Annotated in this window: 10 protein-coding genes; 5 read left to right on the top strand and 5 right to left on the bottom strand. The window is 70.3% G+C overall.

The features are described 5' to 3' along the window. Positions 1–482: 482 nt before the first annotated feature. A complete protein-coding gene (locus ACIQU4_RS09615; RefSeq protein ID WP_403727689.1) occupies positions 483–974 on the top strand; it encodes a hypothetical protein in 492 nt (163 codons plus the stop codon). A gap of 361 nt (positions 975–1,335) precedes the next feature. Next, positions 1,336–2,712: a S41 family peptidase gene (locus tag ACIQU4_RS09610; protein ID WP_403727688.1), complete on the top strand. Its 1,377-nt coding sequence runs from the start codon at positions 1,336–1,338 to the stop codon at positions 2,710–2,712. A gap of 521 nt (positions 2,713–3,233) precedes the next feature. Here ACIQU4_RS09610 and ACIQU4_RS09605 read toward each other — a convergent pair. Then, the gene (locus ACIQU4_RS09605; protein WP_403727686.1) at positions 3,234–3,467 is read right to left on the bottom strand and encodes a hypothetical protein; all 234 of its coding nucleotides are present in this window, start codon (positions 3,465–3,467) and stop codon (positions 3,234–3,236) included. Positions 3,468–3,564: 97 nt separating this feature from the next. Next, a complete protein-coding gene (locus tag ACIQU4_RS09600; RefSeq protein ID WP_403727684.1) occupies positions 3,565–4,446 on the bottom strand; it encodes a hypothetical protein in 882 nt (293 codons plus the stop codon). Positions 4,447–5,832: 1,386 nt separating this feature from the next. Here ACIQU4_RS09600 and ACIQU4_RS09595 point away from each other — a divergent pair. After that, the gene (locus ACIQU4_RS09595) at positions 5,833–7,449 is read left to right on the top strand and encodes a histidine decarboxylase (RefSeq protein ID WP_403727682.1); all 1,617 of its coding nucleotides are present in this window, start codon (positions 5,833–5,835) and stop codon (positions 7,447–7,449) included. 367 nt (positions 7,450–7,816) lie between these two features. Next, a complete protein-coding gene (locus ACIQU4_RS09590) occupies positions 7,817–9,046 on the top strand; it encodes a cytochrome P450 (RefSeq protein WP_403727680.1) in 1,230 nt (409 codons plus the stop codon). Positions 9,047–9,357: 311 nt separating this feature from the next. Here ACIQU4_RS09590 and ACIQU4_RS09585 read toward each other — a convergent pair whose 3' ends face one another. The 3 genes from ACIQU4_RS09585 to ACIQU4_RS09575 all read right to left on the bottom strand — a co-directional run bounded on the left by ACIQU4_RS09585 (position 9,358) and on the right by ACIQU4_RS09575 (position 13,347). Continuing rightward, a complete protein-coding gene (locus ACIQU4_RS09585) occupies positions 9,358–9,696 on the bottom strand; it encodes a hypothetical protein (RefSeq protein WP_403727678.1) in 339 nt (112 codons plus the stop codon). A gap of 559 nt (positions 9,697–10,255) precedes the next feature. Continuing rightward, on the bottom strand, positions 10,256–12,166 hold the full coding sequence (locus tag ACIQU4_RS09580) for a copper resistance CopC/CopD family protein (protein ID WP_403727676.1): 1,911 nt from the start codon (positions 12,164–12,166) through the stop codon (positions 10,256–10,258). 452 nt (positions 12,167–12,618) lie between these two features. Then, positions 12,619–13,347, bottom strand: a complete 729-nt coding sequence (locus ACIQU4_RS09575) for a DUF1775 domain-containing protein (protein ID WP_403727675.1) — start codon at positions 13,345–13,347, stop codon at positions 12,619–12,621. Between the two features lie 806 nt (positions 13,348–14,153). On the opposite strand from ACIQU4_RS09575, the gene ACIQU4_RS09570 reads away from it, so the two are divergent. Beyond that, entirely contained in the window at positions 14,154–14,294 is a 141-nt protein-coding gene (locus ACIQU4_RS09570) for a hypothetical protein (protein WP_403727674.1), read from the top strand. Positions 14,295–14,502 lie beyond the last annotated feature (208 nt).

The following is a 14,502-nucleotide window of genomic DNA, read 5'->3' as shown; positions in this document are numbered from 1 at the left end:
CCAGTGGCTGCACACCTACAATCACCACCGCGGACACACCGCGCTCGCAGGCAAACCACCCGCCAGCCGCGTCCCCAACCTCACTGGGCAATACAACTAGGCCAACGCCCCGGGTGCCGTGCCACAGCCAGCGAGGAAGTCGGCCAGGGCGCAGCACTGCTCGTCCTCACGGGCGGCGAGCTGCCGGGTAAGGACGTCGCCGTCGCCCTACGGTTCAACGGCAGCAAGCGCCAAGCGCTGGAGCTCAGCCGGCTTGAGCGCCTCCACTTCCCACTGCACGGGTCGTGCGGGATCGAAGCCGTAGCGACGCGCGCACCTGGCCGTAGAGGCCGGCGTGCGCGTCCAGGTCCGCGTCCTTGCGGACGGGAGCGCGGCCGGCGAGCCGGCCGGGGCCGGCCTCCTCGACCGCTTCCTTGCAGCACCCTCGCCCACCATGCCATCGAGGCAGAACGCGAGCTGCCCACCCTGAGGGGCCCGTCTTGATGCCGGCGGTGTCGCCCTGCTGGTCGACGAGCCCCGCTGAGCCGACCGCGCCGTTCAGCAGTGGCCCCGACACCGGGACCTGGGCTCTCGACGGCGAGGCCGTACTCCTGCCCGCCGACGAGGCCGAGGGCGTCCAAGCTCCGTATCCGGGTCTGGTCACCCTGGGCGCGACGGAGGCGGGTCTGCTGCTGGCCGACCCCATGACCCTCCTCCGTGTTCTGCTCCTGGACGGCGAGGCGGAGGAGGTGCTCGAAGTCGCCCGCGCACTCGCACTGGAGCTCGGTACGTGCGCCTGGACCGACTACAGCGAGATCCTCACCGCCGGGCTCGGCACCCACCTCACCAGACTCCTGCCCCAAGGCCGCACCCGCACCGTCCCCCACCTGGCCGCGATCGCCGCCGACCTGGGCGAACTCCTCCCCGAAGCCCACCAAAACGCGGAGCAGGTCCCGCCCTGGCTGATGGTCGAGCGCCGGCGACAGCGTCAGTGACGAGGGACATCTCACCCAGCTCGCCGACGCACTCGCTGCGGCGCGCGGCCTGGACACTGCAGTCGTTCAGCCAGTCAGCGTCGCCACACGGCGCGCGTTCCCCACGCCGAAGTCCTTGACACCAGCCGCGGCCAGGACGCCCGCCTCTCGCTGTTGGGGGGCCGGTGCGGGCCGGGCGGGGCGGGATTGGTGAGGTCACACGCCGTTGACGCGGGGCACTGACGCGATCACCCCCCGGATACTGCCGGTAGTGGGGGCTGGCCCCACCCCCGAACAACCGGGCAGCCGGATGGCCGGGAGACCGCCGTGTCGGCGACCGTGGGGCTTGTCCCGAGCAAGCGCCTACAGAAGAGGCAAGATCGTGCGTACTGTCGCGGCCACCGCCGTCACGCTGGCCCTCGCCGGCGGAGCCTCGCCGGCCGCCACCGCCCAACAGCCGACCACCGACGGAATCTGGCGCATGGACGGCTACGGCACAGTGCTATCCATCCGGAACGAAACCTTCCAGGCGTATCAGACCACCGCCGTCAGCTGCCTCAAGGGCGAGACCGCGCAGCGGACGGGCCCCGGCACCTACACCACGCCCGACGGCACTGTCCTCACCGTGCGCACCCAAGGAGGCCACGACCGCGCGTCCATGCGGGTGGACGGCTCCGTCGGCGACCGGAACCTGATCCGGATCGCGGAGTTGCCCGAGGCCTGCACCCGTCCGGCCCCCAAGGGTCCGCTCGCTGCCTTTGACGTCTTCTGGCAGTCCTTCGAGGAGAACTACCCCTTCTTTTCCGCCAAGGGCGTCGACTGGCACGCCCTACGCGACCAATACCGGCCCAAGGTGCACGCGAAGATGACCAAGGACGAGCTCTACGCCATCTTCAGCGAGATGGTCAGGCCTCTCTACGACGCCCACGTTGCCCTTCAGGACGGCGACCGCGTCTTCGCACAGGTTCGCCCCGGCACCGTCCTGCCCACTGAGGAGTTGGACACCAAGGTCAAGGAGTTCATCGTGGCGCACGACCTCGAGGACGCCCGGAACCTCCAGGACTTCGCCAACGGGCGGATCACCTACGCCGACCTCCCCGGCGGGCAGGGCTATTTGCGGATCTCCGGGTTCAGCGGGTACGCGGGCGATGGCGCCCCCTACGCCGCCCAACTGGCCGAGCTCGACCGGGCGCTGGATACGGTCCTCAGCCAGGAGCGCACCCAACGCCTGAAGGGCCTGATCATCGACCTGCGGATCAATGGCGGCGGCTCCGACGCCCTGGGAATCCACATCGCCGAGCGCCTCACCGACACCCCCTACGTCGCCTACTCCAAGCGCGCCCGCAACGACCCCGCCGACCCCACCAGGCACACTCGCCCCCAGCCCGCGTATGTCACGCCCGTCCAGGGCCCCCGTTACACCGGGCCGGTCGCCGTCCTGACCGGCGGCTCGACCGTCAGCGCCGGGGAGACCTTCACCCAGGCCCTCGTGGAGCGGCCCGGCAAGACGGTCCGGATCGGGCAGCCCACACAGGGCGTCTTCTCGGACGTCATGCTGCGCGAGCTCCCCAACGGCATGTCGGCCTGGCTCCCGAACGAGGAGTTTCTGACCCGCTCGGGCAGGACCTTCGACGGCACTGGCATTTCGCCGCACCTCATTGAGCCGGTCTTCGCCAAGGAAGAGTTCGACAAGAAGAAGGATTCGGCCTTCGACAGGGCTCTGAACGTCCTGCGGAACTACGGCGGCACCACAAGCTGACCCAGCGTCGGGACGCGTATGGCGATGCCCTGATGGAGACGATCAACGGGGGCTTCAAGCCGGAGTGCATCCGCACCGAGGAGCTTCGTGCCGACCCAACTCCCGGCATGGGTGCACTGGTACGAGCCGTCGGAGGGCATCCGGTGCGCCGGATCCCCATCCGCCTTGGACAGGTCCACCGAACCGAGACGACGGTGCGAGCCAGCGGATGGATGATCCGCGTCGTGCCCAGTTGCGGCCCGGCCCAACTTTGCACCGTGGGTCGGAGAAGGGACGGGCACTCCGGCTGGTACATGGCCAGCGGGGCCGGTCGGTGGTACACGAGAGCACCTGTCGCCGCGCGGAGGGCTCCCGCGCGGACCCTTGGACCGAGGAGGTCCTGGACGCCGGATGAGGCCCGGCGCCGACGCCTGCCACGACTGCGACGCCGCCACCGCCCTCATCCCCGCATTGCAGTTGGGTGAAGGGTACGGATGAGGCTGCCGGGCCGCTCCCGGGGGCCGACACCGGCGGGCAGGGCTTCATCCGTCCGGGAGGCTCGCGATGTCTTGGATCGTCTGATCGAAAGTCACGTTTACCGCGACCTGATACGGCATGATGTGCACCGTTCTGTCTGGGAGTGGCACACGGGCTTCGCCGCACTGCCAGCGCTCGCGGCCGGCCTTCAGGCTGCGCCTGACAACGGGGCAGAGCCGGCACGCACGGTTGTCGACCAGCCGTACCTCCTCACCGAGCCGTTCCTCGACGCGCGTCATCGGCTTTGGTTCCAAGAGTTCGGCGGGTACCACGGTCCGCCGTGCGGCCTTCACCTTCCTCCAGTACGCGTGTTCAGCACGCCACAGGAAGCGACGTCTAACTGGTGGGCTTCTCGACCTTCCGCGCCGCGGCCTTCGCCTGCGCCCGCGCCCTCGCAGCCGCTCGCCCGGCCTCCCGCTGTCGGGCGGCCGCGTCCACGCTCGCCGCACGTGCCGTCTGCAGCCGCTCCTTCGCGGCCTGTACGTCCTCCTCGGCCACCGCCACGGCTGCGGCCGCGCGGTCCAGCAGTTCCTGCGCGGCGGCCTGCTCCGCCTCCAGACGCTCCGCCTCCGCCCGGGTCTCGGCCAACTCCGTCCGGGCCGCCTTCACACGCTCACGGCGCGCCTCCCCCGCCCGCCTGTCCGCATCCGGTTCCGGGGACCGGAGGCGCTCCGACTCGGATCCGTCGGGCCGCCCAGCGGCCTGTGCCCGTCGAGGAGGAGCGGCGCCGGGCAGCGGCTCCAGGCCGGTGAAACCCGACGCCACGTCCGGCGCCTGCACCAGCCGACCTCCCGCCCACCGCGCGGCAACGCCGGCATCGGCGAGGACCGCGTGGAGGATCTGCTCGACCTCGTGCAGCACCGGCTCGCTCACGGTCTGCCCGGCCTCGGCCGCCAGAGTGCGTGCCGTGCGCGCGAGCTCGCCGATCACCACGTGCTGATCACGTGACAGCTTCCGCAACTGCCCGGGGTCCAGTGTCCGGTGCGCGGTACGAAGCTCCTCGCCGAGCTGGACCAAGCGGTGCGCCTCTTTCGGCCGGCGCCGGGCCAGCAGGCCCGCCGTCCACACCGCGACCGTCGGCCTCCGCAGCGCCGCGATCGCGGCGGCGAGGTCTTTGTCCCCGGCCTTGCGCGCCTTGGCCACGTACTCATTCCTGGCCGCGGTGAACTCCGACAGCCGCAGCCCGTACAACTCCACCACCACCGACTCCACATCCATGACCGGAAGTCTCCCGCCCACGCCCCGACCCGGCCGACACCCCGCAGGACACCGCGCGTCGGCCGGCCGCACGACGCGGCCGGCCCGCGGGGCGCGGCGATCCTCGACATCCGAATCGTCCAGTACCTGACGAACCTCCGCCATCTCGGTGGACGCGGGAAGGACTCCGTAGGCGCGCGGCGGCGGGCGGCGGCCCGCGCCGTGCGTAGCGCGGAAGGCCCCGGGGCCTCGGTGGCAACGCGGCCGGGGGCGTGCCCGGTGTCGCGCGACCACAGTCGACGCAGGGCGTTGCTGAGCACGTCGGTGAGGGCCGGCCGCATCGGCCAGATTCGCCAGAAGGCGCGAGCCGCGGCCACGAGGGCACCGTCATGTCCGACCTCACGACGGCCATGGGGATGAGTGCCCCAGCATTTACGCGGCGTTCGGAGACAAGGAGACGCTCTACCGGCAGGTCGTCGAACGCTATACGGCCGGCCCCGGTTCCTATCTGCGGGCCGCCCTCGACCAGCCGACGACCGAGGCGCTGGCGCGCGCTCTCCTGCACTCCGCCGTGGACGCCGTCGCAGGCGACCACATCCCGCACGGCTGCCTGATCGTGCAGAGTGCGCTCGCGGTGAACCCGCGCTCAACCACGGTGCAGGAATACTTGACCGGGCTCCGGGAGGACGGGGTGCAGTGCCTGGCCGACCGGTTCGAGTCCTTCTCCGACGCCGGCGGACCACCTCCCGGCTCCGGCTCCCTGGCCCTCGCGCGACTCCTGGTCACAGTCGTTCAAGGACACGCCGTCCAGGCCGCTTCGGGTGTACCGCGCGAAGCACTCCACACCGTCGCCGACCAGATGGTGACGTGCTGGCCGCGTCACGCGGATCGAACCGGCAGAGACGCGGCGTACGAGGCCCCGAACGATGAGGAGCGGTGGCCGGTCTGCCGGAGGTCCCAATTCAGCCATCAGCACACTTCTAATGACGTAAAGCTGCTATCCCGAGAGCTGCCGAAACGTCACTCCCCAAGGTGCTACTGAAACATTTAAAGTAAACCATTTTCACTCGAAATGACTAGAGCGAGAGTGAACGTAGACAGGCTGGCAATCGGGGCGTCTTGTCACGCATATCCTGTGTGCCGCGAGGCCCCGTACAGGGCGGTCGAACATGGCAACTGCCGCCGTTTACGCAGGCCAGCATCCCGGTGACGGGTTGCTGGCCGCCCGCCGCACGGCGTACGGGCGCACAACTCTCGTGACCGCTTTCATCTCTTCAGATACGAGCATCTGCCGAAGCCGTTGAAACGTTGCCTTTGCCGTCCGGTAGCGATCCAGCACCTGAATCCCGCTTCGAAAAATTGCTCAGAATCGGACATGGAATGATTACCGAACACTCCGATACGCCTGTGGCGACGCTGCCGGCCAACGACGACTACCGGTTGGGTACCGACGCCTACAGCGATGAGCAGCGGATCGCGGTCCTCGCCAAGCTGGAGGGGTACCTCGGCGAGCGGAGCGGGCGTCTGCTGGGCTACCAGGTCAACCTGTCGCTCAACGGCCACGCCGCGCTCGGGCGGTTCCTGGGCTACCACATCAACAACATCGGGGACCCGTTCGTCGACAGCAACTACAGCCTGCACTCGCGGTGGCTGGAGCGGGCGGTCCTGGAGCACTACGCCCGCCTGTGGCACGCCCACCTGCCCCACGACCCGGCCCACCCTGGGAGCGAGGACGGGTGGGGGTACGTGCTGTCCATGGGCAGCACCGAGGGCAACCTGTACGCGATGTGGAACGCGCGTGACTACCTCGACGGCAATGCCCTGGTGCGTGACGAGGTCTCCGGCGACGCCAGCTGCCGGACCAGCTACCTGCGGGCCAAGCACCCCGACGACAACCCCAACGCCTACGCTCCGGTGGCGTTCTTCTCGCAGGAGACGCACTACTCGCACATCAAGGCGATGCGCGTGCTGGACATCCCGACCTTCTACGACCTGGGCGGCAGCCTCTACCCCGGTGAGTGCCCGATCGACGTGGCCGACACCGGCATGCAGACCTACAACGGCTGGCCCCTCGGAGGAGTGCCGACCACCGGCGGCGATGAGGGACCCGGCACCGTCGACGTCAATGCCCTGGTCGCCCTCGTGGACTTCTTCGCCGCCAAGGGCCACCCCGTCCTGGTGAACTTCAACATCGGCAGCGTCTTCAAGGGCGCCTACGACGACGTCCAGACCGCGTGCGAGCGCCTGCGCCCGGTATTCGAGAAGCACGGGCTCGTCGACCGCACCGTGCGCTTCGACCCCGACGACCCCGAGCGGGTCAGTGTCCGCAACGGCTACTGGATCCACGTCGACGGCGCACTGGGCGGCGCCTACGCCCCGTACCTGGAGAAGGCCCGCGACAGCGGGCTCATCGACACCGCGCCCCCGGTCTTCGACTTCCGGATTCCCGAGGTGTCCTCGATCGTCACCAGCGGCCACAAGTACCCCGGTGCACCCGTCCCTACCGGGATCTACATGTCCCGTGCGGGATCCAAGCTGCGGCCGCCGTCGGACCCCGCGGTGGTCTCCTCCCCGGACAGCACGTTCGCCGGCTCCCGCAGCGGATTCGCCTCTCTGGCCATGTGGAATCACCTCGCGCAGTTCAGCGAGGAGCAGCAGGTACGGCAGGCCGCCGAGGTCCTGCGGATCGCCGAGTACACGGCGGAACGCCTCAGGAGCCTCAGCGCGCAGTTGCAGGAACGCGGCGAGCCCTGGGCCGAGGACGGCATCGAGGTGGGCCACGGCGACCACGCGCTCAGTGTCTGGTTCCAGCAGCCCCGCGCCGAGATCACGCAGAAGTACTCGCTCGCCTGCGTGCCGCTCAACCTCGGTGGCCGCCGGCACGACTACAGCCACGTCTACGTGATGCCGCACGTCACGCAGGAACTCATCGACGAGCTCCTTGACGACCTTTCCCGCCCCGGGGCATTCGACCGCTCTGCCGAACAGGACGCCGAACGGCCCCCGATCCCCCACCAGCGCTGAGCCGCGGGTGGGCAGCCGGACCGCAACCGCCCGCCCACCCGCCCACCCGCCCGCCTCCTGGCAATGTTGCCCCGCACATCCCCACGTGCGGGGCAACGGGCCGGGGGCGCAACCCGCCGGGCCGGCGGCCGGGCCGGCGGACCTCGTTGCCGAGTGGGCAGGGGTGTCCGGCTCCGGGATCGCTGGTAAGTCGTCAGGCGGATTCGTCGTTCCATCCGGCTCGGCGGACCCCGTGGACGCCCAGTGCGCGAAGAGCTCGGTGGCCGCCGGTTCAACGGCGGTTCCCCCCGCCCACCCCGCGCGGTCCCCGCCCCCCGGGTCCCTGGAAATCGACGAAGACTGCCTGCGAAGCAATTCGGGAGGACGCATGACCTCGTTCCTGGACACGATCACGCCGGAGGCGCTCCACGCGGATCCCTATCCGATCTACCAGCGGCTTCGACGTGACCACCCTGTGGCCGAGATCCCCGCGCTCGGCTGCTGGCTCGTCACGCGCTGGCAGGACGTGCGTCAGGTGATGAGCCACGGCCGGACTTTCACCACCAGATTTCCGTCCGCCATGTCGGAGATTTACGGACCGGAGAACATCCTGTCGAGCAGCGGCGACATCCACACAGGGATGCGCGCCAGCGTCGAGGAGCTCTTCGAGCCCGAACGGGCCGGTCTGGCCCGGGAGTACGCACGGAAGCTGGTCATCGAGCGGGGCTCCGGTATGCACGGGCAAGCGGACCTCATGGGCGAGGTCCTGCAACCCGCTGCGGCAGAGGTGTTCCGGTGGATGCTGAGCCTCCAGGTCGACAGCACGACCTTGCTGCGCATGGCACAGGACCTGTGGCTGGGCGTCCTCGATCCGGGGGACCCCGCCAAGCTCGCGGTGTCGGCAGCCGCCATGAACGAGCTCGACGCCGCGCTTACCCCCTGGTTTGAGGGCCTCGGCCCGGACCCGACCTCGGCGATCGCACGGTGGCGGCACATCACCCCTGGAAGCGCTTGTCCGCGAGGCGTCGCGGAGGTCCTCCCGACGATCCGCGTGGTCCTCCCGTCCCTTCCCGAACCGGGGTGGGCGGCGGGCAGCCTCCTGATCGCGCTGTTCAACGACCCGGACCAGCGGGGACTTGTCCGGGACTACCCGGAGCTTCTCGGCGATGCCGTCCACGAAGTCCTGCGCTGGATGCCGCCGTTCGGGCTCGTCGAACGCGTGACCACCCGACCGGTGGAGCTGGGCGGCACACGGCTGCCCGCCGGCGCACACGTCCTGGCCGCGATCGGCTCCGCGAACCGCGACGAGATGGTGTTCGATCAGCCCGACGCCTTCGATCTCCGCCGCCGACGGCAGCCTCTGGCCACCTTCGGACACGGAGAACACACCTGCCTCGTACGCGCGTTCATTCCCGCCATCGTAGAAGGCCTGGTCGCCGGCGTCCTCGACGTCCACCCCGGCGTCCGCGCCGACCCTTCGGAGCAGTTCCGCGTAACCGGCTGGGGCGCCCGCTACACCGCACGCCTTTGCGTGGACGGCCTCGGCGACTCCGCGAACGAGTACACGTCAGGCCTCCGCCAGGCGGTGGCAGCACAACCGGGCGTGGCGAGTCGTTGACGCCCGCCACCAGTGAGGGGCCGGCACAAGGCTGACCACGCATGAGCAGCATTGGTTCCGGCTTCTGCCATTTCCTCTCTGCCAGTCTGGTGGCGGGTCCGCGCGAGGAGCGGCGGCTGGCCGCCATGCGGCTGGAGCTCCTGGCCGGCAGCGCGCTTCTCCCGGGCTGGTCCAGTTCGGCCAGGCGCCAGGGACGCCCTTCTTGCCGCCCGCACGGTCAGGTGGTCCACAGACTGGTACCGAAGACCACCGCCGCCTTCGCGCTCTCGCCGATCCGCCACCAGGTCAGCCCGAAGCCGTGCAAGGCCCGGTCAGAGCCCAGGCGCGAGCAGGGTCAGGCGCAGGGTCGCAGCAAGGGCCAGCACCGCCGGAGCGGCGAACCACCATCGGCTCAGCCACTCGGCCTTCACGAACACCCACGACAGCAGCGCCGTCACGACGGCCACGACCAAGCCCAGGCCGGCCGCGAAACCGGAGTGAGCGACGGCCTCGCTGTCCCAGGGACCGGCCGGTTGCGCCGCGTACGCCAGCAGCGCCAGGTAGCCGACCCCCACGTTGCCCAGGATGAGTATGAAGGCGCACACGACGGCGCCCGTGCGACGGGACTCGCCTCCGGAGCCCTGCCGGGCCTGGTTCCCTGTCTCGCTCACCGCAACTCTCTCCCCGCGTCGTCCGGATTGTCGTCGAACAATCGACCGTACGCCTGGGCACCGTCGCCTTCGTAGCGGGGACCGCAGTTGTGGCTCCGGACCGTAGCCCTCGCCGTCCTGGGAGCCTGCCTCACTCCCCTTCGCGACCCTCCTTCTCCAGCCGCGGTGAAGGAGGGTCGGACGCCGTCCCGGTACATGACAACTGATGCGCTGCGGTCCGGTCGGCTCACGGAGACGCCGAAGGCACCCGGGCCCTGATCCAGGCGTGGAGGCGGGAGTGCACCCCCGCACCGGCCAAGAAGCGCACACGCACCGCGCCGGAGAACCGGAGAAGACGGGCCTGGAGCGACTCACCAAGGCCGACCTGTACGAGAGGGCCGCCGCCGCCGGCATCGCCGGGCGCTCCACCATGACCGCCGTCCCCCCTGGTTCACGATCCGCCGGTAGAGCAGCATGGTCCGTCACGGACGACCCCGAGCGAGCCCCCGGGACGGGGCGTCCGCGGCCGGCACGGCGGCGGGGCCAGATGTACGGGCCGCAGCCACTGCCACCGTGGTTGCTACGTGATGCGCACGGTCCCGTGCACGGTGATCTGGTCGATGTCGGAGGTGCGCACCGTGAGATCGATGGTCCACTCGCCGGGCATGGGCAGCCGCAGGTCGTATGCGGCCCAGTACCCCTTCTGGTTCTTGAGCTTGGCATCGAGCGGGCCGATCGCCAGGTCGGGCTGGGTGAGGGCGAGGCGGAGCTCGGGGACGGTGGCGATGCCGCCGTCGTCGGTGTAGACGACGGCCTCGACCGTGTTCTCGCCTACGCGTCCTGGGGCCAGGGTGATCTGGATCTTGCCGCGGTGGCCGGCCGTCCCCATGTCGAACGGAAGCGTGACCACCTTCACCTGCGGCTCCTGCCCGACGGCAACCGAGGCCGACTCGGCGGCCGCGGCTCGGCTGGGCTGGGTGCCGGTGAGCAGGGTGGTGATCGCCAGGACCACCACGCCGAGTGCGGCTTCGGCCATCACGGTGCGGCGCAGGCTGCGCCGGTACCGGTCGACCCCGTCGACGGGTGGAGACCCGGCGGCATCGCCCGCCTGGCCTGCGCCAGGGGCGTCGGGCCCGCTGCTGAAGCCCGTCACCCCCGGGGAACCGGGCGCCCCCACCATCTCTGCCACTCGCACCTGATTGTGGTCGGGCGTCCTCGATGCCTCGGCGGCCGACGGCGGTTCGTGGCGCAGGCGGGCGCTCCACCGGCGGGAGTACGACGCCACGTACAGCACGAGGACCACGACGGCGACCTTCACGATGAGGGTCCTGCCGTACGACGTGGTGGTCAGCGCCTCCCATGAACCGACCTGCCGCCAGGACTGGTACACCCCGGTGCCGACCAGAACGGCGACCGCGGTGAACGCCAGTGTCGAGAAGCGGCTCACCGCGGGCGCGGGGACGCCGCGGCCGCCGGCCTCTGGGGCTCGCAAGGCGATCACCAGCGTGACCAGGCCACCCAACCAGACTCCCATGGCCAGGAGATGGAGCGCTGCGACCGGAACGGCGAGCGGCACCTGGAGCCCGGCGGAGGCATGCTCGGCGGCGGTCCAGGTGAACGCCAGGCCCAAGGCGAACCCTGCCCCGGTCAGGCGGACACGGAGATCGAGGTCCGGCGGTTGCGCTTCGTCGTCCTGGACGGCGAGTCGCACAGGCGGACGCCACCGCATCACAGCGGCGGCCGCGAGCAGCAGCGCGAGCCGTACGAGCAGTGCGGTCCCGGGCCTCCCGGTGGCGGTTCGGCCCAGCTGGGCCAGGTCGAACGCCGACGTCAGCGGGTCCGCCGCCTCGTACGGGCCGCGCAGGAGGAACAGGGCCACGGTGGATGCTGCCAGGGTTGCCCAACCGGCAACCAGCAGCCGTCGTACCGGGCGGAGCGCAGCTGCCGCGGACCAGCACATGAGGATGAACGCGGCCGCGCCCACGAGGAGGGCGAGGCCGCTGTAGGCGACGTAGCGGAAGAAGCCGTAGAGGCGGCCGACTGCCGTGTCGTCCGGCGAACCGGTCGTCACCGCGGCGGCAGTCTCGGAGGGCTTGCCGACGGAGAAGGTGAAGGCGCCGGAGATCGGGTGGCTGTCGGCGGAGACGACCCGCCAGGCCACTGTGTAGGTGCCTTGGGGCAGCTTGTCGGACAGCTCCACCCGGGCCGTGTTCCCCTTGCCGTCGGCATGCCGCGCCGGCCCGGGATTCACGCGTTCGTTGGCCGGGGACAGCACTCTGAGTGCGTCGTCGGGAAAGCTGACCGACTCGGTGTACGTGAGCGTGACCTGGCGGGGCGGTGCGTCGAGGACGGTTCCGTCCGCGGGATCGGAACCGCTGAGAGCGGTGTGCGCGAGGGCGGGGCCGGCCCCGCCGAGTATCAGGGCGAGTACGCCGCCGACCAGTATCAGGACGGTCGGCGGCTTCCTTGCAGGAGGTGGTCCTGTGTACATGACGGGCGGTCTCCGGGGTGGCGTTCGTGAGCGGGGGCCGTCGCCACCGGGGACTCGATCCTGCGAAGGCGGCGGACGGACGGTGTGACTCACGGGAGCGACACGGCGGACTCCGGCAGGGTTGGGGCTGATGACGAGATGTGGACGATAGTGCTGCCGGACAGAGACCCGAGCCGGTTGAGCAACTTCCGCTAAAGCCGGGTACGTGCGTCTCGGATCGGGCGTTCTCCTTGTACATTGCGCCCGCTGTTCCGAACTCCCCGCCCCGGGCGCGCCGGCACGCGGGCACACCGGCACCCCGGCATACCGGCACTCCGGCACCCCGGCACGGACCTGCCTGCCACCCGTCCCTGCCTCGCCTCCTGTCGTCGCACGGGTTCTGGTTCCCGGGCCGTACCAAGCGGCAGGGGCGGGTGCACCGTGCAAGCCAGGCCCCGCCCCTGCCACTTCGATCAGGCCCGGCTGCGGCTGCGGCGCAGCCACCAGAGGGTGCCGGCGGCGGCCAGCGCCACGACGGCCGCCACCACGCCGAGCACCGCTCCGGTATTGCTGCCCGCTTCCTTGCCGCTCGCTGTCTCCGCGCTCGCGGCAGCGGCGGGCGTAGAAGGAGCCGCCGCCGACGGCTGCACGGACGGGACGGCGCTCGGCGTCTGCGAGGGACTCGGGGCGATCGGCTTGGCCCCGGGTGCCGCTGCCTTCAGTTCGAGCACGGGGGCCGGGTTGTCGACCTTCTGACCGTCGGTGGGTACCTCGATCCAGCGGGAGATCTTTCCATCGCCGTAGGTTTCGAGGGTCTTGAAAGCCAGCGACTTCTCGTCGGGTAGCTGGCGCACCGTGATGCTGTACTCGGCGTCGACACCGGTGGCCAGAGCAGTGCCCCCGACGGTGTAGCCGTCGGGGGTGGCCGTGAGTTTCCACTCCTTGGGGGCCTCCTTCAGCGTCACTGCCTCCGGGGTGATGCCCTTCGGGAGTACGACCCGCAGCTCCGAGATGCCTGCGCTGTCCGACTCCGCCTCGGAAGTGAAGGAGAGGGTGACGTTCTCGGCGAGGGCGCGTGGGTCGGAGGCCGTGACCTCGGCGTGTGCGGCGGCCGGCCCGGCGCTCACGCCGACGGCCACCAGGGCGCCGAGGCCCGCGAGTGCCAGGGTGCGAAGACCAGGGCGGGTGTGTGTTCCGGTCATGATGGAGGAGCCTCTCGGTACGGGGCGAGCTTCATCCCGCAGGGGCGCTGCCCGCCGGGATCAAGGGGAACGTCTCCTGCGCACCCGGCAGGAGGCCCCCGACGTACCACTGCATGGCAGAGCATCGCTGCCGCCGACGGACTTGGGGCAAGTCCGTCGTGCCGCACGGGCCCGGTGTGTGAGTGCGGCCTGAGCCACGGCCGGCAGAGGGCGCCGAAGGCCGCGGCCGCGGCTGCGGCCGCCACCGCCCTCTGGGCCCATCGGCTCATCGTCTCCGGCAGGCGGCTGAGCGCCCGGTCGGCGCGGTACATGAGGAGAGCCATGACGCATGCGGCCACGCAATGGGCCGCCGCCATCGCCCACATGCTCTGGTGTGCGGCGCGCGCGATGTGCGGTACCGCGCCGTGACCTTCGGCGGGTACATGACATGCCGGCTGCTGCGCGGACAGATTGCGGTGCAGGACGAGTTGTGCGATTCCGGTGGCCGTGACCACGAGCCACCAAGGGCGGGCTGTCCGAGCCACGAGCCACGACAGGACGAAAGCGATCGCCGCCCCACCCGCCACCCGGTGCCAGGCGATCGGATCCCCCGATGCCAGGTGATGGCTTACGACCGCCAACGCCGAGCTCAGCAGCGTGAACACGGCAGCCCGCAGCCACCGTCCGCTCCGCCGCTCGGGCTGCGGACACGAGCGCATCCTTGCGTGGGCTCCGGTCATGTCGGGCCCATCTTCCACGGCTTCCGCCGCCGTGAGGCCCCAACTATCAATTGACGAGCAGCTTTCCAGATCGGGTCCAGTGCAGTGGTGGTGGGCTGGCTTTGGGCCGGGCAGCGAACGGCTGCCGAGCCGCAAGGACACGTCAACCGGATCAAGATGCTCAAGCGCCAGATGTTCGGCCGGGCCAGCTTCGTCCTCATGTGGAAAAAGGTGCTTATGGCCAGCTGACGACAGCCACCCATAGGGTGACGGCTTTCCGCCACCGACTTCCTCGACTGGTGAGCCAGAACGCGAGTTTGGGCAGCACTCGACACTCTGCAGGAATCGAACGGTTCATGACTTCAGGCAGCACGGGCCCCTGCCGAGAGTTCAGCAGGGGCCCACGGTGTAGAGAGCTGCGGAGGGCCGGGACCCGTCCTCGATGAGCGGGATGCCG

Source organism: Streptomyces sp. NPDC090741, assembly GCF_044769045.1.
GTDB lineage: Bacteria > Actinomycetota > Actinomycetes > Streptomycetales > Streptomycetaceae > Streptomyces.
Note: the sequence above shows the minus strand (reverse complement) of the source record. Positions and strands in the feature narration are given on the sequence as shown.